The sequence below is a fragment of the Neorhizobium sp. T6_25 genome, from assembly GCF_002968555.1.
GTDB lineage: Bacteria > Pseudomonadota > Alphaproteobacteria > Rhizobiales > Rhizobiaceae > Neorhizobium.
The window spans coordinates 1-24,384 of record NZ_PVBL01000013.1 but is presented as its reverse complement, the minus strand read 5'-3'; the positions used below and the strand labels follow the sequence as shown (position 1 = coordinate 24,384).

The window sequence follows — 24,384 nt, the reverse complement described above, 5'->3', positions numbered from 1 at the left end:
ACGTCCGAGACCGATCAGAAAACTTCGGCTTGCGCCTGCGTCATTGCCCCGTTCCGCCCTGGCCCCGTTCAATGCCGGCTCCCTCCCCTCCTATGATAAGCGGAAGGAAACTCCGACATCGGATAAAATGTTCCACCCGGACGAGAACCCGGGCAAGGCAATCACCGATCGAACAGATCCTGCCATTGCTTCTCGCCGACCAGGCAGTCGCTGGAGGGCTGGTTGCCGGCAACCTTCTGCACGGTTGCCGGCGGCGTGAGCCCGCTGATCTCAAGGACCAGCTTGCGGCGCACGGCGACGGCGAAATCCTCGATCTTGTGAACCGGCAGCACGAAGGAGCCAGGTCCGCCGATGACGCAGTCGCCGTAATATTTGTCGAGCCCGCCCGGTGCCCCGGAGGGCCTCAGCATGATCGCCAGCCCGTTGATGATGATGCCGGCTTCCAGGGCCTTCCCACGGACGGGCACGACCGGATTGCCGGAATTGTTCGGCCCGTCGCCGGAAATGTCGATCACCTGACGCGCGCCACGATAGGAATTGGCAACGATCATCGTTGCGCCCTGGGTGATCGCCGCGGAAATCGAGGTGCGGCGCTGGGTATTGATGGGCCGGGCCTCGAGCTTGGCGGCAAAATTAAACGCGTCCTGCTCGTTTTCGATGATTGTCCAATCGATGATCGAATCCGGCACCACGTCGCCGGCCCATTCGAAATAGCTGATGGCAATGCGGCCGGTCAGCCCCGTCTTCACCGCGTCGATGAATTCCTTGTGCTTGAGCGCCTCGAGATATCCCTCGCGCTGGACGCGGACTTCCTCGTAGTCCATGGAGCGGGACGTATCGACCGCGAGAACCAGTTCCACATCGACTTCACCTCCCTTTTGCTGCGCGACCATCGGGGCGGTGGCAGCGGCGGAAAGGCTTATGAGCATCGCAAGTGTTGTAAGCATGGCCAATCCAATCACTGCGTTATCGATTTCTTAAAACTGTAACACAGAGGCGACCGAGGGCGACTCTCCTCCGCGAGCCTGCCTTCAACTTTCGGTGATAGGACTTTATTCCGCCCCCCCCCCCGCGCGTAATCTGCCATGGAGATTGCTGCTGCTTCGGCCTTGGCTTGGAGTTGCATCCATCAACTGGTATCTGGACGAGGGCGGCGGCCTGGCGAGGTTACAGACAAATGTTATTGCGGCGCGGTCGCCTACGAGGTGGAGGACGCCTTTGCATACATGTCGATTGCCACGCTGATTTGCCCTTTTGGCTACTACCTTGCCCTTGGGGCAGGCTGCTGTCCTATTCGTCGCGTCCAAGGCGCCCTGGTACGACATCACCGACGATCTGCCGCAATATCGCGGCCATAAGGAATTGCTATTCCCGACCGGCCAGCGCCTTCAGCTTTTCACCGGTGGAAGACCCGAGCCTCCTTCCGGTCGAACTGGACCGCTGGAACGGAGCCACTATTCCGGTGGCGCAAACTCCGTGTCAACTTGGGGACAAGGCTATTTCCGATGGCCGCTGTTGACTTCGCAGCACGCATATCGCCAGAGTGGCGCAAAGAAGGAAACGCCATGTCCAGGTCAGAAAAATTCATCGTGCTGCCGTTCAAGAAAGTCCGGGGCAACGTGACGCCTGGCGAGATGCGTGTGGCCTCGAACGCAGCTTCGGCCGAGAAAATCGCCCGCGCCATGGCCGATCGGTTCGTCGGGGTCGCGGCCTATTCGGTTCAGGTCGACATGGAAAGCGGCGACATGTCGGATCCGCGCATCCTCTGGCAGACAGGCGAAATCGCCGATATCGCCGCCTAGCCCCGGAGCCGGCTGCTTCTTTCACAGGCGACGCGGGTTCGATCCGGCTATTTCTTGAGGATCACCCACAGCGCATGCACGATGCCGGGAAGCCAGCCGCAGAGAGTGAGCAGGATGTTCAACCAGAAATGCAGGCCGAGCCCCACCTGAAGGAACACCCCGAGCGGCGGCAGGATGAAGGCGAGCAGAATGCGGATGATATCCAACGGGCGTTCTCCGGGTTGATAGATTCGGCCGGTAACGCGCTGGATGGGATATGGTTTCAGAAGACGCTCATCTCAGCAGTGTCTTTGCGATGATCTCCAGCTGAATCTCGTTGCTGCCGCCGAAAATGCTCTGGGAGCGGGAATTGAAATAGACGGCGGAGGCGACCTTGCGCTCTTCGTCGATCTCGCTTTCCTCCGGCAGTTCGTGTAGCGGCCGGTGTTCTTCAAAGCGCAGCGCATTTGGGCCGAGGATCGAGGCCGCGAGTTCGGCGATCGACTGGCGGATGCGGCTGCGCTCGACTTTCATGGTCGAGGACGGCACCGACCCCGGATTGCCGCCCGCCTGGACCTTGGACATGGCCGAAAGCTCCAGCATGTCGTTGGCGTCGACATCCGTGGCGATCTCGGCGAAGCGTGCCATGAACAGCGGATCGTCGATCATCTTTCGCCCGTCGGGCAGTGGTTCCGAGGCAAGCCGGTGCAGTCGGGTCAGCATGGCGCGCAGCACGCCGCCAGCAAAGGCGCCGCCCCGCTCGAATTCGAGCAGGTACTTTGCGATGTCCCAGCCTTCGCCCTCGTCACCGATACGGTCGGAGACGGCCACGCGCACGTCGTCGAAGAAGACCTGGTTGAACTCATGCGTGCCGCAAATCGAGCGGATCGGCTGGATGGTGACCCCGGGCGATTTCAGGTCGATCAGGATGAAGGTGATGCCTTCCTGCTTTTTGCCCGTGTCGGCGGTGCGTACCAGCGCGAACATCCGCGTGGCGTGATGCGCCAGCGTCGACCAGATCTTTGAGCCGTTGACGATGTATTGGTCGCCGTCGAGCACCGCCCTGGTCTTCAGCGAGGCGAGGTCGGAGCCGGAGCCCGGTTCGGAATAGCCCTGCGCCCAGAGATCCTCGCCACTCAGGATGCGCGGCAGGTAGAAGCTCTTCTGCGCATCGTTGCCGTAGCGCATGATCACCGGGGCAATCATCTTGATCGAGGCGCCGCGGAAATGCGGCTCGCCGGCGCGTTCGCATTCCTGGTCGAAAATGTAGCGCTCGGCGAGCGTCCAGCCCGTGCCGCCATATTGTTTCGGCCAGGATGGGGCGGCCCAGCCCTTGTCGTTGAGCTTCGCCTGCCATTTGAGGCCGATAGCGGGGTCGGCGAGGAAGCTGGGGTTCAGCCGCTCGGCGCGCTTCAAATCGTTATCCAGATGGGCGTCGAGGAATGTCCGAACCTCGTCGCGGAACCGAACCTCTTCTTCCGTCATCAACAGATCCATGGAAACCTCCTCAGACGGGTTCGCGCAGCAGGCTGCCGGAGAGCATGGCGGGATCGCGGATGATCTCGCCATAGCGCTTCAGGTGGTCCGCGGTGGTGCCAAACGTGTTTTCGATCGCGTAAAGCCGGCGGAACCAGGCGCCGATCGGCATCTCTTCCGAAAAGCCCATGGCTCCATGCAGCTGGATCGCCTCCTGTGCGACAGAGCGGGAGACCTTGCCGATCTTGGCACGTGCGCCGGAAACGCCGCGAATGCGTATCGCGCGCGGCGCGTCGACGGAAAGCGTGGCGAGCAATGCGGAACCGCGGGCTTCCTGGCATTTCACCGCCATCTCGGCCATGCGGTGCTGAAGTGCCTGAAAGGCGGCGAGCGGCTTGCCGAACTGCACGCGCTCCTTGGTATAGGCAACGGTCGCGTCCATCAGCGCATCCATGATGCCGACCGCTTCCGTGGCGAGCGCCGCATTGGCGCGGTCGTAAGCCGCTTCAAGTTCGGCGAGCGTATCGGCCTTAGCGTCGAGCAGCGCCGAAGCGGGTACGGAGACGTTGTCGAGAATGAGATCGCGGGCGCGGCTGCCATCGACGAGTTTCACCTGTGTTGAAGTCAAGCCGGCGGCATCCGCAGGTACGACGAACAATTTTACCGTCCCGTCGAGCTTGGCCGAGACCAGAAAGATTTCCGCAAAGGAGCCACCGAGAACCAGTGGCTTCTCGCCGATGATGGCGTAGCGATCCCCGCTCTTCGTGGCGGTTGTGGCGATGTTGCCGAGGTCGAAACCGGTCTGGCGCTCCGCATGCGCCAGCGCCGGGCGCAAGGTGCCGGCGATCAGGCCGCCGAGGATCTCGGCTCTTTGATCTTCGGAGCCAAGCTTTTCGACCAGCCCGCCGGCGAGAATGACGGATGCAAGAAAGGGCTCGACCACCAGCGCGCGGCCGAGCGCTTCCATGATCATCGAGATTTCCATCGCCCCGCCGCGGAGCCCGCCATTCTCTTCGGCGAATGGTAGCGCCAACCAGCCGAGATCTGCCATCTGGGACCAGATGCCAGCATCGAAGCCGGTTTCCGATGCGACGATCTTGTTGCGCTTTTCGAAGTCGTAGCGATCCTTCAGGAACCGCTCGGCGCTTTCCTTCAACAGAAGCTGCTCGCCCGAATAGTTCAGGTCCATAATTTGGTCTCGCGTTTTAGTCTTGGAGGCAGCGGGTGCCGCCCCTCACCCGGCCTCCGCTTCGCTCCGCCACCTTCTCCCCAAGGGAGAAGAGATGTGCCGAAGGATCGGATGAGGGACTTCACTGCGATTGCCCCCTCAGCGAAGAGCGTAACTCAATCCTCGCGCTTGTAAGCCCCATGCCCCGGACGATAGGTCTTAGTGTCAAGAAACTGCGACAGTCCCTTTTCGCGGCCCTTTTCAGGATCAACGAACGTCGTCTGGTCGGCCTTGGCGGTCAGGTATTCGGCCGACTCCTCCCAGGTCATCTCGCGCACATACTTGTAGGCCATGCGGGCCTGGCGGAGCACGGTCGGGTTCTTTTCGAGGAGCACGCGGGCGATTTCGACGGTGCGCTCCCGCAGCTTGTCGGCCGGCACCGCCTCGTTCACCAGGCCGAGCTGTTCGGCCATCTTGCCGCCGAACTTTTCGCCGGTCATGACGTAATACATCGCCTTGCGGTCGTTCATCAGCGTCGAGATCGCCTTGGAGACGACGCCGCCGGGAATGACGCCCCAGTTGATTTCCGAAAGGCCGAAAACGGCGTCTTCGGAAGCGATCGCGAGATCGCAGCAGATCAGCGGCGTGAAGGCCCCGCCAAAACACCAGCCGTTGACCATGGCGATGGTCGGCTTGGCGTAGTGCATCAGCAGGCGCCACTGCCAGGCGCGGGTGGAGCGGTAGGCGCGCATGCGCTTGACGTCCGAGACACCGTCGGTGGCGCGGAAGAAGTCCTTGAGGTCCATGCCGGCGGAAAAGGCGTCGCCCTCGCCGGTGAGGATGATCACGCCGGCGCGGTCGTCGATTTCAAGCGCATCGAGCACCCGGATCATGTCTTCGGCAAGGCCGACGCTCATGGCGTTGCGCTTGTCCGGGCGGTTCAGTTTTACCCAGGCAATGCCGTCCTCGAATTCAACCTTGACGTTCTCTCCGCCCAGATCGCTTGCTTCAATGGTCATCATGTTCTCCTAAAAGGTCCGGGACCTTATGACAGGCTGGTCATTTTGGTGACGAGATAGGCGTCCATGCCCTCGGAGCCGCCTTCAGAGCCGTAACCGCTCTGCTTGACGCCGCCGAACGGCGTTTCGGCCATCGAGATGAAGTTGTTGTTGATGCCGACCATGCCGGCCTCGAGCGCGTCGCTGACCATCGCTGCGGTCTGGCTGGACCGGGTGAAGGCATAGGAGGCGAGCCCGTAAGGCAGCCGGTTGGCCTGTTCGATCACCTCGTCGAAGGAGGTGAAGCGGGCAGTGACGGCGACCGGACCGAAAGGCTCGTCATTCATGATGATCGCGTCCTGCGGCACGTCGGACAGCACCGTCGGCTGAAAGAAATAGCCGCGATTGCTGCCGCGCTCGCCGCCGGCCTTCACCTTGGCGCCGCGCTGCACGGCATCGGCGACCATGCGCTCCATCGCCGGCACACGGCGGCTGTTGGCAAGCGGTCCCATCTGGCTCGACGGGTCCATGCCGTCGCCGACCTTCAAAGCCGAAGCCGCCTTGGCAAAGCCGTCGACGAACTTGTCGTGGACGCTGTCATGTACGTAGAACCGGGTCGGTGAGATGCAGACCTGACCGGCATTGCGGTATTTCGCGTGCACCATGACGCGGATGGCGTGGTCGAGGTCGGCGTCCTCGAAGATCAGCACGGGGGCATGGCCTCCGAGCTCCATCGTGGCGCGCTTGACGCCGGCTTTCGCGGCGAGGACGGCGAGATGCTGGCCGACGGCAGTCGAGCCGGTGAAGGTGATCTTGCGGATGCCGTCTGCGGCAATCAGGTGTTCGGAGACCTCCGCCGGCTTGCCGTGCACGACGTTTAGCACGCCGTTCGGCAAGCCCGCATCCTGCAATGCGCGGGCAATTTCGAGCACGGTCGAGGGCGTTTCTTCCGAGGGTTTGATGACCATGGTGCAGCCGGTCGCAAGCGCTGCCGAGATCTTTCTCGCGGGGATGACGCCCGGAAAATTCCAGGGCGTGAAGCCGGCGACGGGGCCGACCGGCTCCCTAGTGACCATCCAGCGGGCGCCGGGCACACGCGAAGGCACGATGCGGCCATAGATGCGGCGGCCCTCGTCGGCGGTCCAGTCGAGAATGTCAGCCGAGATATGGACTTCCGGTATCGCCTCGGCGAGCGGCTTGCCCTGGTCGAGCACCATGCGCCGGCCGATTTCGTTTGCCCGTTCGCGCAGGATATCGGCTGCCTTGCGGATGATCTTGGCGCGGTCGAAGGCGGTCGTAGCCTTCCAGGCCTTGAATTCACGGGTGGCGGCTGCCACGGCTCGCTCAAGATCCGCCGTGGTTGCATGCGGCAGGGCGGCGATCGGCTCGCCGGTTGCCGGATTGATGACGTCTTCCGTCACCCGGCCTTCCGCGCTGAGCCACTCGCCATCCACAAAGAGCTTCAATTCACCATAGGATTGGGTCTGCATCACGGCTTCCTCCCTCGTGACTGCCAAAATAAAATAGCGGGCGTAGCACCCCCCTCACCCGGCCTCCGCTTCGCTCGGCCACCCTCTCCCGCTTGGGAGAGGAGGAACGGAGACCCCGCGGCATATCTCTTCTCCCTTGGGAGAAGAGGCCGGTAGGCGGACGAGGGGGAAACTCCCCCTATCCTCACTGCACCACGAATAGCGCGTCGAGAGCCAAAGCCCCGTCCCCCTCGCCATAGACAACGAGGGGATTGATATCGACCTCGACGATCTGCGGCTCCGAGCGCATCAGCGCGCCGAGCTTGACGACCACGTCGGCAATTGCCTCGACATCGCGGGCCGGCTGGCCGCGAAACGGTCCCAGCAGCTTCGATGCCTTCAGCTTGTGGATTTCGGCGATCGCCCGCTCGCGGCTGATATCGGCCGGCAGCAGGCGGGCATCGGCGAGAGCCTCGATCCAGACGCCGCCGAGGCCGACCAGCACGACCGGACCCCATTGCGGATCGCGCTTGGCACCGACCACCATTTCAAGGCCCTGGCGCGCCATGCCCTCGATCAGCACGCCGTCGAGCTTCAGGCCCGGCTTGTGCTTGGCGATGCTGGCATACATCTTGTCATGCGCCGCCCGTAGCGCCGGCTCGTCGGCGATATTGACGATGACGCCGCCGACATCGCTCTTGTGGGCGAGTTCGGCTGCCTGCGCCTTCATGACCACCGGATAGCCGACATCGGCTGCGATCGTCGCGGCTTCGTCGATGGACCTGGCCAAAGCGCCCTTCGGGATGTGGATGCCGAGATCGGTAAGAATACGCTTGCCTTCATACTCGACCACGAGGCCGGAGGGCGGCAGTTTGGCGATCCGTCCGCCTTCCGGCGCCCGGTCCTTGGTGGCGGCGAGCGCAGCCGCATAATTCATCACCACTGCCATGGCGCGCATGGCGCGTTCCGGCGAGCGGAAGAACGGAATGCCGCTGTCGCGCACCGCCTTCATAAAGGTCGGATCGAGCGGATAGTCGTCGCCGACAATGTTGAGGATGACGGGCTTTGTCGCGGTCGCGGCGACCGGAATGATGGCGTCCGACTTCTTGATCTGCATCGGCGGCGAGCCGCCCGCGTGCGACAGGAACACGATGCCCACATTCGGATCCTTCAGCATGGATGCCGTGGACGTTCCGAAAATTCCGGGATTGGAGAAGCCGGTCGTGCCGATGTCGAACGGGTTGTCGACATGGACGTAAGGCGGCACTTGTGTTGCAAGCTCGGCATGCACCTCGTCCGACAGCGTCGCGATCGGCAGGCCGACGCGTTCGCAGAAATCGAAGCAGAGGCCGCGGATGGCGCCGGAATTGGTAACGATGCCCGCCTCGCCCGGCGGCGGCGACGGATAACGCGCCAGGATCGCCGTGACGTCGAACAGTTCGTCGGTCGTCTCGACCAGCGCGACAGCCTCGTTGCGCACGGCCGTCTGCATCAGCGCATGGTCGCCGGCAAGCGCGCCGGTATGCGATTGCGCCGCCTGCTTGCCGCGCTCGCTGGAGCCCGGATGCAGCATCACGATCGGCTTGCCGAGCTCGCGGGCGCGCCGCGCCACAGTGAGGAACTTTTGGGGGTTCTTGACCTGTTCGACATAGACCGCGACGGCGGCGTTGTCCTTGTCCTCGATCAGCCAGCCGACCAGGTCCTCGGCGGCGATCACTGCCTCGTTGCCGGTGGCGATCACATAGGAAACCGCGATTTCGCGCGAATGCATGGCGAAGCGGATATTGGCCGCCGTTGCGCCGCTCTGGGCGACGATCGCGACGCGCGAGCGCTCGCCGACACCGCGCAGGTCGACCGGCTCAAAAGTCAGCGGAATGCCGTCGACATAATTGGTATAGCCCATGCAGTTCGGTCCGAGCATGGCCATGCCCGCCTTGCGGCAGATCCCGGCAAGCTCGTCCTGCTGCCGGCGGCCTTCCTCGCCGGCTTCGGCGAAGCCGGACGAATAGACGATGACGCCCGCTACATCCCGCTCGACACAGGCAAGAACCGAGTCCTTGATCGCCACCTGCGGCACGATGAGGATCACCACGTCGACGCCCTTGGGCAGGTCGCCGATGGTCTTCACGCAGGGGCGGCCGTTGATCTCGTCGCGCGAACGGCTGACGAGATGCAGGTCGCCGGCATATTTGAAGAGTTCGAGATTGGCGAGCACGCCGCCGCCGATCGAGGCGGGATCCGGCGATGCGCCCACGATCGCGATCGATCGTGGGCGCAGCAGACGGTCAAGATCGAACGGCTTGGCCGGATCGAGCGTCTTGGGAGCGGTGGTCATCGTATCAGCCATGGGAGCACTTCTTAGTCGCGACGGTAGGCACCGAGGCCCGGGCGGAAGGATTTCTCGTCCAGGAACTGACTCATGCCGGTATTGCGGCCGTTTTCCGGGTCGCGGAGTTCCGTCTGGTCGGACTTCGCCATCAGGTATTCGCCGGCCTGTTCCCAGGTGAGATCGCGGGTGAAACGGCAGGCGGTCTTGGCTTGGCGCAGCACGAAGGGGTTCTTGCCGATCAGCGTCATGGCGAGCTTGCGGGTCTCGGCCTTCAACTCGTCCGGCGAAACGGCCTTGTTGACCAGCTTCATGTCGGCAGCCTGCTGGCCGGTGAAGGTTTCCCCGGTCATGATATAATACATCGCGTCGCGGAAGCTCATCGTCTCCAGCACCGACTTGGTGACGATACCGGCCGGGATAATGCCCCAGTTGATTTCAGAAAGGCCGAAGATGGCGTCTTCCGAGGCGATGGCCAGGTCGCAGCCGACCAGGAACTGGAAGGCGCCGCCGAAACACCAGCCGTTGACCATGGAGATGGTCGGCTTCGGGAAATACATCATCCGGCGCCACTGCCATGCGGCGTTCGCCCGGAACAGGCGTTCGCGTTGGATCGGCGGCACCTTGTCGGTAGCGCGGAAATATTCCTTCAGGTCCATGCCGGCCGAGAAGGATTCGCCGGCGCCGGTGACGACCATAACCTTGCAGCGGTCGTCTTCTTCCAGCGCGTCCATGATCGCGTTCATTTCCCAGACGATGCCCGGGTTGATGGCGTTGCGCTGCTTCGGACGGTTGAGCGTCACCCAGGCGATGCCCTCGTCGAAATCCACGGTAACATATTCGCCCCACTTGCCATTGTTCTGGCCGGCGGCAGCGGATTCGGTCTGGTTTTCCATAGCAAATTCTCCCTACTGGGGAAATGGATATCAGGGACCCGAATATGCGTCAAGCGGCTTTCCATCTCGGGCCTGGCGAAAAGAAAACCCGTTTGACGTCGTGCTGAACCGATGCTTAACCGCGGCCGAGGAACGGCATTTCGACCGGCAGGATGATGCTTTCGTAGAGGTTCACGTCGTCCGGCAGGGTCGCCATCAGCACGACGATCCGCGCCACGTCCAGAGGCATCATGGTTGCGGGCCGGACCTTGTCGGTAATGCCGGGAACCAGCGAGCTGACCGTCGACCCCGGATGCACCATGGAGACCGCAATGCCGTGCTCGCGGCCATCGACGGCGAGCGAACGGGTAAGGCCCTCGAGCGCGAACTTGCTCGCGGTATAGGCGGCGGTATGGCCGCGCGGAACCTTCGACGACAGGCTGCCCATGTTGATGATCCGGCCGCGCTTCTGTTCCTGCATGATGACGAAGGCGGCGCGGCTGCAATAGAAGACCGAGTGCAGGTTGGCACCGATCACCTCGTGCCAGCGCTCGTTGGTGAGCTTTTCGACCGGCGTATGGTCGGCGATGCCGGCATTATTGATCAGGATGTCGAGCCGGCCGTATTTCTCCTTTACCGCGGCGAACAGCTTTTCGACCTGCGCGTCGTCGGTGACGTCGGTCGGCACGACGAACGCGCGGCCGCCTTCGGCCTCGATCTCGGCCGCCAGTTTTTCAAGCTTGTCGACGCTGCGGGCGGCAAGCACGGCGACGGCGCCCTCAGCGGCAATCGCCTTGGCGATGCCCCAGCCGATGCCCGAGCTGGCGCCGGTGACGATGGCAATACGGTCCTTGATCGAAATCATCTGAAACTTCTCCCCTGATCAATACGCTTAAGCGCGTGAAATTCCCTTATAAAGCGCTTCGAGCCCGCGCCGGTCGCTGACCCCCAGCTTGCGGTAGGCGCGCTGACGGTAGGTGACGATGCTCGAAAGCGCGAGCCCGACTTTTTCGGAAATTTCCCGATGTGTGCGGCCGAGCAGCAGCCCGGCGGAAACCTCCGCCTCACGGCCCGAAAGCGCAAATCCCGCCTGCAGCAGCCGCCCGGCGATCTCCTGCTGTGGCGGATGCAGTGGCGCCGTCGGCGGCCGGCCCTGGAGCCGCACGTGCTTGACGACCATGGCGATCAGCAGCGGCGCAAAGGCCTCCAGCCGTTCGACCGCGGAGAGCGGGAACGGGCCGCTTTCGCGGGTGCGATAGAGGCTGGCGAAGATCCGCGGCTCCTCCGAGTGATAGATGGTCAGGCGTTCGAGCACATGGGCGCGTTCATAACAGTCGCGGCGGTATTCGGGATCGCGGATGCCGTTCCAGGCCTGGCGCACCACCTGCACCTTGGCAAGTCCAGGGGCGCCGTTCAGCATCTGCCGGGTCACCTGGTCGCGCTGCCAGTAGCGGCGGGCGTAATCGAGCGAGGCGCGCTCGGCAAAACCCGGAATGGTCGAGTGATAACCGCAGGCGAAGAGATAGGTGAGCGACCCGTCTTCCTCGGCCTGGAAGGCGGAACAGAAATCGGTGCCGGCGATGGCGCGCAGGGTTTCCAGCAATTTTTCGGGGAAGCCGGGCTCGCCGAGCTCGTCCATGAGGGCAGCCATGCCGGTCAAGTTGTCTCCATCAAGCGCAGGCATTGACGCCTCCAGGGTTGAGAACAAATCTGTCGGGGGCATGTCCACCTGCAAGGTGGACATGGGAGGGTCGGCAAAGGTCTACCATCACGGCCAATGCAACAAGCCTGGATATGGAGGAATCACCATGGTCGACGCACCAAAGCTTCGCAAACTCTATCACTTTTCCTACCCGTGCCGAGATGGCGAGGAGACCCGCAAGTTCTATGAGGACCTGCTTGGCCTGCCGCTGGTCAACTGCATGACCGCCGACAAGGTGCCGTCGACGGGCGAAGAAAAGCCCTACGCGCATTTCTTCTTCGAAATGGGCGACGGCTCCTACATGGCCTTCTTCGACCTCGGCGAAAACATAATGCCGCTTCCCTCGCCGAACACGCCGGACTGGGTCCAGCACTTCGCGATGGAGGTCGATTCGGTCGAGGAGGTCCTGACGTTCAAGAAGCGGTTGCAGGATGCTGGCGTGAAGACGACCGACGTCATCGACCACGAGTTCATCAACTCGATCTACTTCTTCGACCCCAACGGCCTGCGCCTGGAAATCACCGCGCGCACGGAAGAGCCCGGCTATCTGGAACAGGCCGCTTCGGAAGCTCATGACGCGATGAAGGCATGGATTCAGAAGAAGGCCGGCATGATCGCCCGGAAATCGGCTGCGGCTTGAGATAGCCAATTGGGGGCCGGACGAATGGCCGGTCCCTGATACCGCCATGAAGGCGGAAGACGAACTTGGAGCACCACCGGTCCCGAATGGACGGTGGTGCTTTTTGCTAAAGCTCACGTTCAGCCTCCCGACTGCAAACCTCCCGAAAATCTGGAGCCCCGCCCCTGACGAGCTCCAGCTTGTCTTTCATGCCAACAACCCTTGCCGCTTGCTCCAGTCGATCACCCGGTCGATGCAGGCGTTTAAGAGTTCCGGCTGGCCGAGGTAATAGTGGGTCGCGTGCGGGATCGTCATATATTCCTTGTTTTCGGTCGCGAGGGCTGCCCGGATCGTCGGATTGTGGGTCGCCGGGACCGCCTCGTCGGCATTGTTCTCGATCTGCAGCACCGGCGAGCTCTTGATCAGCGACGCGTTCATCGGCCCCTTGGCATTCGACAGATCGTAGCTCCACTGCGAAAGCCAGGAGCGCAGCGTGGTGAAGCGGGCAAGCCCAACCGGCCCGACATTGACCGTACGCGGGTCGCCCATATAGCTCCTGCCGATCGGCCGGTCGTTGGGGTCGATGGTGCCGTCGAACCAGCGCACGTCGCACATGGTGCGGTGAACGATAAAGGCGCGCTCCTGCTCGAACGAGCCGCGGCGCTTCAACTCCGCCAGCATGTCGAGCGCCCAATGCGTGATCTTGCGGTTGCGGGCGACCTGGGCGGCCCGGAAGCGCTGGATGAATTCCGCCGAATAGGGTGGTTGGTGCGGGCAGTCCGGGGAATAAATGTCGAATTCCGGGTCGCGAAGATCCGGGTCGAGTTCGTCGAGAACCGACGGGTCGAGCCATTCGGTCAGCGTTTCGGCACGCGACAGGTGGGCAGCGATGAAGATCACGCCGTCGGCGGGCTTCAGCCCCGCTTCGACAAGGTTGACCTCGTCGCCGGCCGGAGTGTGGGTGATCGTCGGGCTCTCGGCCTGCGCCTGGTAGAACAGCGACAGCGACCCGCCGCCCGACCAGCCAACCAGCACCACCTTCTCGTAACCGAGCTCGCCACGGGCATAATCGAGCCACTTGCCGAGGTCGATCGCCACCTTTTCCATGATGAGAGCGGTGTCGTTCTTCGGATAACGGCTGGCGGCGCAAAGCACGTGCAGGCCGGCATCGGCAAGCGCCGTCGGCATCGGCAGGAGCTGGAGCGTCGAGGTTGGGTGCATGAAGACATAGACCGTCTTCGACGGCGCACCGGTGCCACGCAGAAGCTGGCCCTCGAGATTGACCCTGCCGGAATTGCCGGCAAAGCCGTAGGTCTCGGTATATTTCGCGGTCTCCGGAAAGGAGATGATCAGCGGGATTCGCTGCCAGTCCGCCTTGGTGGTCATGATGTCCTACCCGTTATGCTTCACCCGCTCGGCCGGTAAGCCGGCGAACGGGCTTTCAAGATTGAATGTGATCGCGGCCTCAGGCGGCCGCTTCCGGCGACCTGCTTCCCGCCACCACCGGCACCGAGGTGGCGTCGTAGGTGAACAACCACTCGTAGCGCTGCTTGACCTTGTCTTCCTGCCATTCGGCATTGACGTAGTCCTCGGCAAGCTTCGGATCCTTCAATGCGGCATTGTGGAAACGGCTGAGATTGCCTTCCGCACCACGAACGATCTTGCCGGTGCGCTCGACGCGGGCGGCCTCATAGCCGGCAAAAGCCGCTTCGTAATTGCCGTTGTGCTCGGCAAGCGCCCGGGCGAGCACGAAACCGTCCTCGATCGCCATTACCGCGCCTTGGGCAAGGAACGGCAATGTCGGGTGGCAGGCGTCTCCGAGCAGCGTCACCCGGCCGCGGGTCCAGTCGTCCATCGGCGGCCGCAGCATCAGCGCCCATTTGTAGGGCACATCGATCGCCTTGATCAGCGTATGAATATCCTCGTGCCAGCCTTCGTAGTCGGCAAGGCATTCTTCCGTCGTGCCGGCGACTGACCAGGACTCGACCTGCCAGTCGGCGCGCTCGACGACCGAGACGTAGTTCATCAGCTTGCCGCCGCGCAGCAGGTACTGGATGACGTGGCCGCCGGGGCCGATCCAGTTGGTGCCGACCGGCCGCAGCATGCGTTCCGGCAGGCGCTCGACCGGAATGACGCCGCGCCAAGCGACGATGCCGGTAAATTTCGGGTCGTCGCGGCCGAACAGCGTCTCGCGGATCCTCGAATGCACCCCATCGGCGCCGACGACGATATCCGAGATGGCGGTGGTGCCGTCGGCGAAGGTGATGGTCGCGCCCTTGTCGTCCTGGGTAATCCCGACGCATTTCTTGGACAGCTTGATCGCATCGGGCCTGATGCGACGCACGCCGGCGGCCAGCGTCTGGTGCAGGTCGTTGCGGTGGATGGTGATGTAGGGGAAGCCGTAGCGCTCGATCGAAAGCGGGCCGAGGTCGAACAGTTTCCAGGTCTGCCCGGTGTTCCAGAGACGAATCTCCTTGCCCTGCGCCTGCGAGGCGATCGACATGATGTCTTCTTCAAGCCCGAGCGAAAACAGAACCCGCGTGCCGTTGGCGCTGACCTGAACGCCGGCGCCGACCTCTTTCAGCTCGACCGCCTGTTCGTACACGTCGACGTCAAACCCCTGGCGGAGCAGCGACAATGCCGCCGTCAGTCCGCCAATCCCTCCTCCCACGACAGAAATCTTCATTTTTTTATCCTTTGAAATCCTGACGGCAATCTCTCCCGACGCGCATGCGCCTGTCAACTATTTTTGATAAAGTATAATTGACTTTGTTCAAAACCAATTTCATATCTTCCCGCCGGAGCTTTCGAACCGGCCTTTGGGAGACGGCACCTGCAATTGAAAGTTTCAATCCACGGACCAAAAACAGGAAACGATGTCACGAAACTACACCTGGGATATCTGGCTTCCTGATATAAATGCGATAGGATCGAAAACGGCGGACGGCTGTGGTATCTGATCGACAGGGGAGACTACGGAATTCGATTGACTGACAAGAGGAATACTCTTGTATATAGTCAAATCTAGTTGCCTATAGACGAATTCAGGGCGGCGAATTCGAGGCGCGGCCCGAGGAACATGCATAATGACGGTTTGGCCGGCGCCCACGGGGGTCAGACCGGTTCACACCGTCGGGTTTTCAGGGAGGAAACCATGGTCATCAAAAGTCCGCAGGATTTCGGCGCGGGCATCTTGTTTATCCTTTTCGGCGCGGTCGGCCTCTATGTCGGGTCTGACCTCACCTTCGGTTCCGCCCGCAACATGGGCCCTGGCTATTTCCCGATGATCATTTGCGGCCTGATCGCGCTGATCGGGCTGATCGTCGCGGTAAAGTCGCTGGCGATCGAAGGTCCGGCCATCGAACGCATCCAGTTCCGCCCGATCATCTTCATCCTGCTGGCGATTGCCGCATTCGGCATCCTGATCGCTGAGATCGGCGCGGTGATCTCCTCGATCCTTTTGATCATGTTGGCTGCCTATGCACGGCGCGACGTCAACCCGGTCGAGACCGTCATCTTCGCGGTCACCACGGCGGCGTTCGTCGTCATCATCTTCGTATACGCGCTTGGGCAGCCGATGCCCGTCTGGTGGGGCAGGTAATCCATGGAAGTCTTTGAACACCTCGCAACCGGCTTCATGGCTGCAGGCTCGCTCGAGAACCTGATGTTCTGTCTGATCGGCGTCGTGCTCGGCACGCTGATCGGCGTTCTTCCCGGCATCGGACCCATTCCTGCGCTTGCCATCCTGCTGCCGATCACGTTCGGGCTCGATCCGCTTTCGTCGCTGATCATGCTGGCCGGCATCTATTACGGGGCACAATATGGCGGCTCCACCACCTCGATCCTGGTCAACATGCCGGGTGAAGCCTCCTCTGTGGTGACCTGTATCGAGGGACATCAGATGGCCCGCAAGGGCCGTGCGGGTGCGGCACTCGCGATCGCCGCTCTCGGCTCGTTCTTCGCCGGCACGATCGGCACCGTGTTCATCGCCGCCTTCGGTCCACCGCTCGCCTCGATCGCCCAGCAGTTCAATTCGCCGGATTATTTCGCGTTGATGCTGCTTGGTCTCACCATGGCGATCGTTCTGGCGCACGGTTCGGTCCTGAAGGCCGTTGCCATGGTATTGATCGGCCTGCTGCTCGGCCTCGTCGGCACCGACATCAACACGGGTCTTACCCGCTATACCTTCGGCCTTTCGGGCCTGTGGGAAGGCATCGACTTCCTGCCGCTGGTTCTCGGCCTCTTCGGTATCGTGGAAATCATCCGCAATCTCGAGAACCCGCCGCCGCCGCGCGAAGCGATCAGCACCCGCATGCGTGACATGTGGCCGACCAAGAAGGAATTCAAGGAAGCCTATCCGGCCGCCCTGCGCGGCACGGGCCTCGGCTCGCTTCTCGGCATCCTGCCGGGCGGCGGCGCGGTTCTTGCCTCCTTCGCCAGCTATACGCTCGAAAAGAAGATCTCGAAGAACCCGCGCAAGTTCGGCACCGGCGCGGTCGAAGGCGTCGCGGGCCCGGAAGCGGCCAACAACGCTGCCGCCCAGACCTCGTTCATCCCGCTCCTGACGCTCGGCATTCCGTCGAACCCGATCATGGCGATCATGATGGGCGCGATGATCATCCAGGGCATCCAGCCGGGTGCGGCGGTCATGACGACCCGTCCGGACCTTTTCTGGGGCATGGTCGCCTCGATGTGGATCGGCAACCTGATGCTCGTCGTCATCAACCTGCCGATGATCGGCATCTGGGTGAAGCTGCTGTCGGTTCCCTACCGCCTGCTCTACCCGGCGATCCTGCTGTTTTGCGCGATCGGTGTCTACTCGACGAGCACCGAGCCGTTCATGATGGTTCTGATGATCGTCTTCACGGTCTTCGGTTACATCCTCTACAAGCTCGGCTGCGAGCCGGCACCCATGGTGCTAGGCTTCATTCTCGGTCCGCTGATGGAGGAAAACCTGCGCCGTTCGCTGGTCATCTCGCGCGGCGATCCGACGATCTTCATCGACCGTCCGATCTCGGCCACGCTTCTGGCGGCGACGGTCCTGATGCTCTGCCTGATCATCTTCCCGCAGTTCCGCAAGACACGCGAGGAGGCGTTCCAGGAGGAATAACAGACGTTCCGCAACGGTTTTTTGGAGGAGGAACCAATGACTGAACAAGATTTGAAACTGACCAGACGCACCCTGATTGCGGCGGCCGCGATGGCCGCCGTGCTCCCCGGTGTCTCGTTCGCGCAATCAAGCTATCCCAACGGTACGATCACCTTCGTATGCGCCTTTCCGGCCGGCAGCGGCGCCGATATTCTGGTCCGCTTCTTCTCCGAAAAGGTGGCGGCCGTTTCAAAGCAGACGGTGATCGTCGAGAACAAGCCGGGCGCCAACGGCAATATCGCCGCCGAATATGTCAGCCGAGCCAAGCCGGACGGCTATACCGTCTACGTCCATTCGGGCACCTCGACCGCAGCCAACATGTCGCTGTTCAAGAAGCCCGCGATCGATGTCACCAAGGCGCTGCGCGGCGTCCAGTTCATCAACAAGCAGCCCTTCATGATCGCGGTCGCGGCAGACAGCCCGATCAAGGACATGAAGCAGCTCACCGAGCATCTGAAGGCCAGGGCGGGCGATGCCACCTATGGCTCGACCGCGACCTCGGGCAAGGTTCTCGCCGAAGTCTACCTGCAGTTGGCAGGGGTCTCGGCGACCGAAGTCGCCTACAAGACCGGTCCGGATTCCCTGAACGACATCACCAGCGGCCAGCTCGATTTCGCGGCACTCGACCCGGTCTTCGCGCTCAGCCAGCAGCGTGAGGGGCGCCTGCGGTTGCTCGCGGTCGGCTCGCCGCAGCGCATGAAATCGACGCCGGAGATTCCGGCGATCAAGGAATATGGCCTCAATGTCGACCAGCTTGGATGGTGGGGTGTGTTCGTGCCGGCCAAGACGCCGGACGATGTCGTTCTGAAGCTGAACGCGCTGTTCCGGGACGTGCTCGACCAGCCGGAAACGGAAGCCTTCCTGAACAAGTTCGGTGGGGACGTCTACAAAGGGACGCCGAAGGAGGTCGACGAGCTTCTTGCAAAGACCGTCGAGGAGTGGCGTGCCTATGTGGCGTTGGCGAAGATCCCGCAAAACTGAGGCTGGTTCAACGGGCTTCACGGAAGCTTGCTACGGGAATGACTGGGGCGTTCAAGGGAGGAACTTGTACCGATGACCACTGAAATCTCACGCAGAAACCTGATGATCGTGACTGCCGCGGCGGCCGCGCTCGCACCCTTTGGTGCGTTCGCGCAGGGTGCTTATCCGAATGGCCAGATCACGTTCGTCTGCGCCTTCCCGGCCGGCTCGGGCGCCGACGTCCTGGTCCGCTTCTTTGCCGACAAGTTCGCCAAGGTCGCCGGCCAGACGGTGATCGTCGAGAACAAGCCGGGAGCCGCCGGCAACATCGCCGCCATGTACACCGCCCGCGCCAAGCCGGACGGATATACGATCTACGTCCATTCCGGCACCTCGACGGCGGCCAACATGTCGCTGTTCAAGGCGCCGCCGATCGACGTCGTCAAGGAGCTGCAGACCACCTCCTTCATCAACAAGCAGGCCTTCATGTTCGTGGTCGCTTACGACAGCCCGATCAAGGACATGAAGGAGCTGACCAAGGTGTTGAAGGAAAAGGGCAACAATGCCAGCTACGCAACAGCTGCGACGTCCGGCAAGGTTCTCGGAGAAATCTACAAGCAGGTCGCCGGTGTCGATCCGGTCGAAGTCTCGTTCAAGGACGCCAAGGACTCGCTCAACGACATGCTGAGCGGCTCTCTCGACTACGGCGTCCACGATCCGGTCTTCTCCCTCTCGCAGGCCAACGAGAAGCGTGTCCGGATCCTTGCGACCGGTTCGCCGATCCGGCTGAAGTCGCTGCCCAACATCCCAACCGCCAAGGAACAGGGTTACGACATCGACCAGCTCGGCTGGTGGGGCTCCTTCGTTCCGAAGGCGACGCCGAAGCCGGTTGTCGACAAGATCAACGCGCTGTTCAACGAAGTTCTGGCTCAGCCCGATACCGTCGCTTTCCTCGCGAAATTCGGCGGGGACGTCTATGTCGGCACCCCGGACGAGGGTCAGGCGCTGCTCGCCAAGACCGTCGAGGAGTGGAAGACGTATGTGGCCATGGCCAAGATTCCGCAAAATTAATCAACCGATTCGAAAGACCCTCTCGCCATAGTGCGGCAGGTTCTTTCGCAGGGACCCTTACGAACCGCCACAGGAGATGAAAAGTGACAAAATGGCTTAAGAAGATCGCGCAAGCCACCGCCGCCATGGCGATGCTGGCGGTTGCACAGATTGCAAACGTTACGCCCGCCCAGGCCGCTTATCCGGAGCAGACGATCACCTTCGTCTGCGCCTTCCCGGCCGGCTCCGGCGCCGACGTTCTCGTCCGCTATTTCGCGGACAAGGTGTCCAAGGTTGCCGGCGCCACGATCATCGTCGAAAATAAGCCGGGTGCGCTCAGCAACATCGCCGCTGAATACACGTCGCGCTCCAAGCCGGACGGCTACACGATCTTCGTCCATTCCGGCAACTCGATCGCCGGCAACATGTGGATCATGAAGAAGCCGCCGATCGACGTCGGCAAGGACCTGATGACGATCGCCACCATCAACAAGCAGGCCTTCATGATCGCCGTCGCCAAGGACGCGCCCTACAAGGACCTGAAGGAACTGACCGCCGCCATGAAGGAAAAGGGCGACGGTGGCTCCTATGCCGTCAACGCCACTTCGGGCAAGGTCATGGCCGAAGTCTACAAGCAGAAAGCCGGCCTCGAGACCGTTTCGGTCCAGTACAAGACCGCCGCCGACTCGCTTAACGACATGACCAGCGGCGCGATGGACTTCGGTTCCTACGATCCGGTCTTCGCCCTCGCCCAGCAGCGCGAAGGCCGCTTCCGCCTTCTCGGTGTCGGCTCGCCGGAACGCATGAAGGGCGCTCCGAACATTCCGACCTTGAAGGAGCAGGGCTTTGACGTCGACCAGCTCGGCTGGTGGGGTGCCATGGTTGCCAAGGGCACGCCGGAAGACATCACCACCAAGATCAACGGCTGGTTCAACACCGTTCTACAGCAGCCGGAAACCCAGAAGTTCCTGGCCGACCAGGGCGGCGACGCCTACATCTCTACTCCTGCCGAAGCCCAGGCTCTGATGATCAAGACGATCGCGGAGTGGAAGGACTACGTGGCGATCGCCCAGATTCCGCAGCAGTAAGACTTGCTGAAGCAGATAAAAAAGCCGGCGGAAACGCCGGCTTTTTTCGTTGCGGAGAATGAGAGAAAAGCCCGCCAGTTCCCGGCAAGCGGTCGTATCGGATGTCAGTCCCGATAGCTCGGATCGATCCGATCCAGCTTGCGCAGCATCGCCGGCCATTCCTTCAGCCCCGGCTTTGCCGGCGACATCTCGTACATATGCGCGGTCAGCTCGGCGATCTTCTCGGCCGGAACGGTGAGACACTGCGGCTGGGCGGCCATGGCGGCGAGTTGGGCGCGAGCTGCCTTTTCCAGCCAGAAGGTCCAGACGAACGCCTCGCCGACACTTTCGCCCGAGGTCAGCGTGCCGTGGTTCTTGAGGATCATGTTCTTGTGCGGGCCGAGATCGTGGATCAGCCTTTCCTGCTCTTCCATGTTGAGGGCCAGGCCCTCGTAGCCGTGATAACCGATGCGGTTGTAGAAGAACATCGAATGCTGGGAGAGCGGCAGCAGCCCGCAATCGAGCATGGAAAGCGCCATGCCAGCCTCGGTATGCAGGTGCATGACGCAGTTGAGCTCGTGGCGCGCCTTGTGCACGGCGTGGTGGATGACGAAACCGGCACCGTTTACCGGATAGTCCGACTTGCCGATGATCTTCGCCTCGTGGTCGATCTTGACGAGGTTGCTCGCCTTGATCTCGTCGAAGGCGAGCCCGAACGGGTTGATCAGGAAGTGATTGTCCGTGCCCGGGACACGGGCCGAGATATGCGTGTAGATGAGGTCGTCCCAGCCGTAGAGTGCTGCGAGACGATAGGCGGCGGCGAGATCGACGCGGACGGCCCATTCCTCGTCGGTGACCGAGGCCCGGTCGAATTCGGTGACGACCTCCTGCCCGTCGTCCTGTCCTGCCAGTCCTATGACGTGACGTTGAAATGCCATTTGAATTCCTCCCTAGAGTTCAAAAGCCCAGATCGCGATCGGGACCACCGGCGTCGGCAGCGGCGTTCCCTTGAAAAAGGCCTGGACATTCTCGACCAGCAAAAGGGCCATGGCCAGGCGGGTTTCCGCAGTCGCGCTGCCCTGGTGCGGCGTCATGATCACATTCGGCATCCACAGCAGCTTTTCCGAAACCTTCGGCTCGTTGGCAAATACATCCAGCGCCGCAAAACCGAGCTTGCCGGTCCTGAGCGCCTCCACCAGCGCCGCCTCGTCGACGGTCGAACCGCGCGAGACGTTGACCAGCGTGCCCTGGGGCCCGAGCGCCTCCAGCACTTCGCGGTTGACGATTTTCCTGGTGTCCTCGCCGCCGCGGCTGGCGACCACGAGAAAATCGCTCTCCTTTGCCATCGCGACGAGGTCCGGCATGTAGGTATAGGGGACAGGTTTCTGCCGCGGCCCATGATACGAGACCCGCATCCGGAAGGCGCTAGCCCGTTCCGCAATCGCCGCGCCGATATTGCCAAGCCCGACAATGCCGATCGCCTTGTTCCTGAGCGAGCGACCGAGCGGGACTTTTGCCGCGATCGCCGTCCATCGGCCGTCGCGGATATATTGGGTCTGAGGCACGATATCGCGGGCAGAAGCCAGCATCAGCGCCATCGCGAGATCCGCGACATCCTCCGTCAGCAGCCCCGGCGTATTGCAAATGCCGATGCCACGCGACTTGACGGTGGGCATATGGATCGAGTCGATGCCGATGCCGTAACAGGCGACCAGCTTCAGGTCGGGGAATTTTGCGAGTACATCCGCGTTTGCGCCGACCCCTGGATCGGTGACCAGCACCTGCACGCCCGGCATCTCGCCGCCTGCAGCGACCTCCGCGACAGACATTTGCCGCCCGCCCATGCCTTCGAGCGTCCAGACCACCGAAGCCGGCAGGACCGCCGTCAGCACAACGACACGCATGGTTTTCTGGTCTGATGTCACGGAAACGATGCCCTCCCCGGATCGAAATCTTGAAGCCTACTTTATACGGCTCCCTGCCATGACGATAGGTATTTTCGTCCATGTCGAACGGAATTCGTCATCGACGGATCAGCCATGAATGAATTTCCAGGGGCTGACTTCGGTTTCGATCGACAGCGGCACTTCGATCAGCCAGGGCCCGCCGCGGGTGATGGCGGTCTCGATTGCGGTGCGGAGATCCTCCGGTGCATTCACCCGGGCGAAATCCACATGAAAGGCGGCGGCGAGCTTGTCGAAATCCGGGTTCTTCAGTTCCGAACCGATCAGTCGTCCGCCGAAAGCTTCGCTCTGGTCGCGCTTCACGTTGCCGAAGGCGGAATTGTTGAAGACGACGGTGATGACGTCGATGCCGTATTGGGCGGCGGTCGCCAGTTCCTGCGCCGCGAACATGAAGCCGCCATCGCCGGCGATCGATACGACCGGCACGTTCGGCCGGGCGACCTTGACGCCAAGTGCGGTGGGGAAACCGAAACCGAGCGTGCCCTGGAAGCCGGTCGAGATGAAGGTGCGCGGTTCGTAAACCGGATAGCAGTACCAGGAGGCGAAACCGGACTGGCAGACCTCTTCGACGAGGATGCCGTCGTCGGGAAGGGCTGCGCGGATCGCCTCCAGATATCCATAATGCGGCGAGATTTCCTGGATGGCTTGCGCCGTTTGCGCGCGCGCCTTTTGGATCGCTTCCTGCCAGTCGTCGGAAGGCGTCCGCGGCTTGAGTTCGGCAAGCAACGCCGTGAGGGAGGTCTTCGCCCTGCCCAGCACGCCGAGGGCCTCCGGTGTACGGATCAGTTCCTCCGCGTCGATTTCCAGCCGCACCACCGGCACGTCGGCTCTCGGCTTCCAACGCCAGCTCGGCACCTCGAGCCGGGTGCCGATGCCGATGACGCAATCGACGGCCGGCCAGAGCTTTCGTGCTTCGGCGATGGTGAGGCCGAGTTCGTGGCGGTTTGAGACCACGCCGCGCCCGGAACGAAAGCCGACCACCGGCGCATGCAGCATTTCCGCAAGCCGCAGCACCTCGTCACGGGCCTCGAATGCACCGGGCCCGACGAAGATCATCGGCCGTTCCGCTCGGCTGATCGCCGCTGCCGCCTCGCCGATCGCGACATCCGCCACCGGATCCGGATGGTTTTCGAACGGCCGGGCGATCTCGAATTCGCCCTCCGCCACGAACTGCTCCCAGGGCATTTCAACCGTCGCCGGGCCGGGCTTCAGGGAGCGCATCTCGCGAAACGCATGGGCGATGGCGGCCGAAACGTCCGCTGCCCTGTCGGCGCGTTCGGCGGACTTGGCGATGCCGGCGAGAACGGCGCGCTGGTCGCGCATCTCGTGCAGATGGCCGCGACCCTTGCCCAGAAACGCGGTCGGCACCTGCCCGGTCAGGCACAGAACCGGCTCGTTGCAGCCCCAGGCAGTCAGAAGCGCAGCGCCGGTATTCAGCACCCCCGGACCGGGCACGACGGAATAGACACCGGGATTGCCCGAGGCGCGGGCATAACCGAAGGCCATATAGGCGCATGTCTGCTCGTGCCGCGGCGTGATCACCCGCATGTCGTCGCGCTGAAAGGCATCGAACAGGCCGTAGAGCTGGGCACCCGGTATGCCGAACACGGTATCCACATCGTGGGCGCGCAATGAAGCGACGATGGAATCGCCTCCGGTGATGGTCATGTTGGAATCTCCTTGTTAGACGAAGTGGAATCCCATGAAAAACTGTGGCGGTGCTGCGATCCTAGCCCGCCCCCTTGTGGGGAGGGTGGCCGGCAGGCGGGAGGGGTGGTGA

At 62.3% G+C, this 24,384-nt stretch carries 22 protein-coding genes; 7 read left to right on the top strand and 15 right to left on the bottom strand.

What is annotated here, in order from left to right; translation table 11 throughout:
* Window positions 1–161: 161 nt before the first annotated feature.
* Window positions 162–947 (bottom strand): DUF1194 domain-containing protein, encoded by a 786-nt coding sequence (locus C5L10_RS18030; RefSeq protein WP_105430794.1) that lies wholly within the window; start codon window positions 945–947, stop codon window positions 162–164.
* 618 nt (window positions 948–1,565) lie between these two features.
* Here C5L10_RS18030 and C5L10_RS18025 point away from each other — a divergent pair.
* Window positions 1,566–1,802: a hypothetical protein gene (locus C5L10_RS18025; RefSeq protein ID WP_040123933.1), complete on the top strand. Its 237-nt coding sequence runs from the start codon at window positions 1,566–1,568 to the stop codon at window positions 1,800–1,802.
* Window positions 1,803–1,849: 47 nt separating this feature from the next.
* Here the strand turns inward: C5L10_RS18025 and C5L10_RS18020 are convergent, their stop codons facing one another.
* The 9 genes from C5L10_RS18020 to C5L10_RS17980 form a co-directional block, all read right to left on the bottom strand.
* Window positions 1,850–2,008, bottom strand: coding sequence for a YqaE/Pmp3 family membrane protein (locus tag C5L10_RS18020; RefSeq protein WP_046605997.1), 159 nt, complete (start codon window positions 2,006–2,008; stop codon window positions 1,850–1,852).
* A gap of 67 nt (window positions 2,009–2,075) precedes the next feature.
* Window positions 2,076–3,278 carry an acyl-CoA dehydrogenase family protein gene (locus C5L10_RS18015; protein WP_105430793.1) on the bottom strand — a complete coding sequence of 401 codons (1,203 nt, stop codon included), beginning with the start codon at window positions 3,276–3,278 and terminating at the stop codon, window positions 2,076–2,078.
* A 10-nt stretch (window positions 3,279–3,288) separates the two neighbouring features.
* The gene (locus C5L10_RS18010) at window positions 3,289–4,446 is read right to left on the bottom strand and encodes an acyl-CoA dehydrogenase family protein (protein ID WP_105430792.1); all 1,158 of its coding nucleotides are present in this window, start codon (window positions 4,444–4,446) and stop codon (window positions 3,289–3,291) included.
* Window positions 4,447–4,601: 155 nt separating this feature from the next.
* Complete coding sequence (locus C5L10_RS18005) at window positions 4,602–5,444, bottom strand: p-hydroxycinnamoyl CoA hydratase/lyase (protein WP_105430791.1); 843 nt, start codon at window positions 5,442–5,444, stop codon at window positions 4,602–4,604.
* 26 nt (window positions 5,445–5,470) lie between these two features.
* Window positions 5,471–6,913 carry an NAD-dependent succinate-semialdehyde dehydrogenase gene (locus C5L10_RS18000; protein ID WP_105430790.1) on the bottom strand — a complete coding sequence of 481 codons (1,443 nt, stop codon included), beginning with the start codon at window positions 6,911–6,913 and terminating at the stop codon, window positions 5,471–5,473.
* A 184-nt stretch (window positions 6,914–7,097) separates the two neighbouring features.
* Window positions 7,098–9,239, bottom strand: a complete 2,142-nt coding sequence (locus C5L10_RS17995) for an acetate--CoA ligase family protein (RefSeq protein WP_205837065.1) — start codon at window positions 9,237–9,239, stop codon at window positions 7,098–7,100.
* An 11-nt stretch (window positions 9,240–9,250) separates the two neighbouring features.
* Entirely contained in the window at window positions 9,251–10,114 is an 864-nt protein-coding gene (locus C5L10_RS17990) for a p-hydroxycinnamoyl CoA hydratase/lyase (protein ID WP_046599283.1), read from the bottom strand.
* A 115-nt stretch (window positions 10,115–10,229) separates the two neighbouring features.
* Entirely contained in the window at window positions 10,230–10,958 is a 729-nt protein-coding gene (locus C5L10_RS17985; protein WP_105430789.1) for an SDR family oxidoreductase, read from the bottom strand.
* 27 nt (window positions 10,959–10,985) lie between these two features.
* The gene (locus C5L10_RS17980) at window positions 10,986–11,777 is read right to left on the bottom strand and encodes a helix-turn-helix transcriptional regulator (RefSeq protein ID WP_172717068.1); all 792 of its coding nucleotides are present in this window, start codon (window positions 11,775–11,777) and stop codon (window positions 10,986–10,988) included.
* A gap of 124 nt (window positions 11,778–11,901) precedes the next feature.
* Between C5L10_RS17980 and C5L10_RS17975 the strand changes: the two genes are divergently transcribed.
* Window positions 11,902–12,435: a VOC family protein gene (locus C5L10_RS17975; protein WP_105430787.1), complete on the top strand. Its 534-nt coding sequence runs from the start codon at window positions 11,902–11,904 to the stop codon at window positions 12,433–12,435.
* Between the two features lie 186 nt (window positions 12,436–12,621).
* Here the strand turns inward: C5L10_RS17975 and C5L10_RS17970 are convergent, their stop codons facing one another.
* Together C5L10_RS17970 and C5L10_RS17965 are read right to left on the bottom strand one after the other, a co-directional pair.
* Window positions 12,622–13,800 carry an alpha/beta hydrolase gene (locus C5L10_RS17970; RefSeq protein WP_105430786.1) on the bottom strand — a complete coding sequence of 393 codons (1,179 nt, stop codon included), beginning with the start codon at window positions 13,798–13,800 and terminating at the stop codon, window positions 12,622–12,624.
* A 79-nt stretch (window positions 13,801–13,879) separates the two neighbouring features.
* Window positions 13,880–15,100, bottom strand: coding sequence for an FAD-dependent monooxygenase (locus tag C5L10_RS17965; RefSeq protein ID WP_105430785.1), 1,221 nt, complete (start codon window positions 15,098–15,100; stop codon window positions 13,880–13,882).
* A 468-nt stretch (window positions 15,101–15,568) separates the two neighbouring features.
* Here C5L10_RS17965 and C5L10_RS17960 point away from each other — a divergent pair, with 468 nt between their 5' ends.
* The 5 genes from C5L10_RS17960 (at window position 15,569) to C5L10_RS17940 (ending at window position 20,661) form a co-directional block, all read left to right on the top strand.
* Window positions 15,569–16,015 carry a tripartite tricarboxylate transporter TctB family protein gene (locus C5L10_RS17960; protein WP_172717067.1) on the top strand — a complete coding sequence of 149 codons (447 nt, stop codon included), beginning with the start codon at window positions 15,569–15,571 and terminating at the stop codon, window positions 16,013–16,015.
* A 3-nt stretch (window positions 16,016–16,018) separates the two neighbouring features.
* Window positions 16,019–17,524 carry a tripartite tricarboxylate transporter permease gene (locus C5L10_RS17955; protein ID WP_105430783.1) on the top strand — a complete coding sequence of 502 codons (1,506 nt, stop codon included), beginning with the start codon at window positions 16,019–16,021 and terminating at the stop codon, window positions 17,522–17,524.
* Between the two features lie 36 nt (window positions 17,525–17,560).
* Entirely contained in the window at window positions 17,561–18,544 is a 984-nt protein-coding gene (locus C5L10_RS17950) for a tripartite tricarboxylate transporter substrate binding protein (protein WP_105430782.1), read from the top strand.
* 72 nt (window positions 18,545–18,616) lie between these two features.
* Window positions 18,617–19,594 (top strand): tripartite tricarboxylate transporter substrate binding protein, encoded by a 978-nt coding sequence (locus C5L10_RS17945; protein ID WP_105430781.1) that lies wholly within the window; start codon window positions 18,617–18,619, stop codon window positions 19,592–19,594.
* Between the two features lie 83 nt (window positions 19,595–19,677).
* Window positions 19,678–20,661: a tripartite tricarboxylate transporter substrate binding protein gene (locus tag C5L10_RS17940; RefSeq protein ID WP_080951282.1), complete on the top strand. Its 984-nt coding sequence runs from the start codon at window positions 19,678–19,680 to the stop codon at window positions 20,659–20,661.
* A 104-nt stretch (window positions 20,662–20,765) separates the two neighbouring features.
* Here C5L10_RS17940 and C5L10_RS17935 read toward each other — a convergent pair whose 3' ends face one another.
* The 3 genes from C5L10_RS17935 to C5L10_RS17925 form a co-directional block, all read right to left on the bottom strand.
* On the bottom strand, window positions 20,766–21,578 hold the full coding sequence (locus C5L10_RS17935; protein ID WP_105430780.1) for a class II aldolase/adducin family protein: 813 nt from the start codon (window positions 21,576–21,578) through the stop codon (window positions 20,766–20,768).
* 12 nt (window positions 21,579–21,590) lie between these two features.
* Window positions 21,591–22,544: a 2-hydroxyacid dehydrogenase gene (locus C5L10_RS17930; protein ID WP_205837064.1), complete on the bottom strand. Its 954-nt coding sequence runs from the start codon at window positions 22,542–22,544 to the stop codon at window positions 21,591–21,593.
* A gap of 129 nt (window positions 22,545–22,673) precedes the next feature.
* Window positions 22,674–24,272: a thiamine pyrophosphate-dependent enzyme gene (locus tag C5L10_RS17925; RefSeq protein ID WP_105430779.1), complete on the bottom strand. Its 1,599-nt coding sequence runs from the start codon at window positions 24,270–24,272 to the stop codon at window positions 22,674–22,676.
* Between the last annotated feature and the right edge of the window lie 112 nt (window positions 24,273–24,384).

Excerpts from the sequence above, each read along its gene's own strand:
- C5L10_RS17960 (WP_172717067.1), top strand. The coding sequence starts at position 15,569 with ATGGTCATCAAAAGTCCGCAGGATTTCGGCGCGGGCATCTTGTTTATC.
- C5L10_RS18000 (WP_105430790.1), bottom strand. The coding sequence starts at position 6,913 with ATGCAGACCCAATCCTATGGTGAATTGAAGCTCTTTGTGGATGGCGAG.
- C5L10_RS17955 (WP_105430783.1), top strand. The coding sequence starts at position 16,019 with ATGGAAGTCTTTGAACACCTCGCAACCGGCTTCATGGCTGCAGGCTCG.
- C5L10_RS17930 (WP_205837064.1), bottom strand. The coding sequence starts at position 22,544 with ATGCGTGTCGTTGTGCTGACGGCGGTCCTGCCGGCTTCGGTGGTCTGG.
- C5L10_RS17975 (WP_105430787.1), top strand. The coding sequence starts at position 11,902 with ATGGTCGACGCACCAAAGCTTCGCAAACTCTATCACTTTTCCTACCCG.
- C5L10_RS18005 (WP_105430791.1), bottom strand. The coding sequence starts at position 5,444 with ATGACCATTGAAGCAAGCGATCTGGGCGGAGAGAACGTCAAGGTTGAA.
- C5L10_RS18015 (WP_105430793.1), bottom strand. The coding sequence starts at position 3,278 with ATGGATCTGTTGATGACGGAAGAAGAGGTTCGGTTCCGCGACGAGGTT.
- C5L10_RS17970 (WP_105430786.1), bottom strand. The coding sequence starts at position 13,800 with ATGACCACCAAGGCGGACTGGCAGCGAATCCCGCTGATCATCTCCTTT.
- C5L10_RS17965 (WP_105430785.1), bottom strand. The coding sequence starts at position 15,100 with ATGAAGATTTCTGTCGTGGGAGGAGGGATTGGCGGACTGACGGCGGCA.
- C5L10_RS18025 (WP_040123933.1), top strand. The coding sequence starts at position 1,566 with ATGTCCAGGTCAGAAAAATTCATCGTGCTGCCGTTCAAGAAAGTCCGG.
- C5L10_RS17990 (WP_046599283.1), bottom strand. The coding sequence starts at position 10,114 with ATGGAAAACCAGACCGAATCCGCTGCCGCCGGCCAGAACAATGGCAAG.
- C5L10_RS18010 (WP_105430792.1), bottom strand. The coding sequence starts at position 4,446 with ATGGACCTGAACTATTCGGGCGAGCAGCTTCTGTTGAAGGAAAGCGCC.
- C5L10_RS17935 (WP_105430780.1), bottom strand. The coding sequence starts at position 21,578 with ATGGCATTTCAACGTCACGTCATAGGACTGGCAGGACAGGACGACGGG.
- C5L10_RS17980 (WP_172717068.1), bottom strand. The coding sequence starts at position 11,777 with ATGCCTGCGCTTGATGGAGACAACTTGACCGGCATGGCTGCCCTCATG.
- C5L10_RS18030 (WP_105430794.1), bottom strand. The coding sequence starts at position 947 with ATGCTTACAACACTTGCGATGCTCATAAGCCTTTCCGCCGCTGCCACC.
- C5L10_RS17995 (WP_205837065.1), bottom strand. The coding sequence starts at position 9,239 with ATGGCTGATACGATGACCACCGCTCCCAAGACGCTCGATCCGGCCAAG.
- C5L10_RS17925 (WP_105430779.1), bottom strand. The coding sequence starts at position 24,272 with ATGACCATCACCGGAGGCGATTCCATCGTCGCTTCATTGCGCGCCCAC.
- C5L10_RS17945 (WP_105430781.1), top strand. The coding sequence starts at position 18,617 with ATGACCACTGAAATCTCACGCAGAAACCTGATGATCGTGACTGCCGCG.
- C5L10_RS17985 (WP_105430789.1), bottom strand. The coding sequence starts at position 10,958 with ATGATTTCGATCAAGGACCGTATTGCCATCGTCACCGGCGCCAGCTCG.
- C5L10_RS17950 (WP_105430782.1), top strand. The coding sequence starts at position 17,561 with ATGACTGAACAAGATTTGAAACTGACCAGACGCACCCTGATTGCGGCG.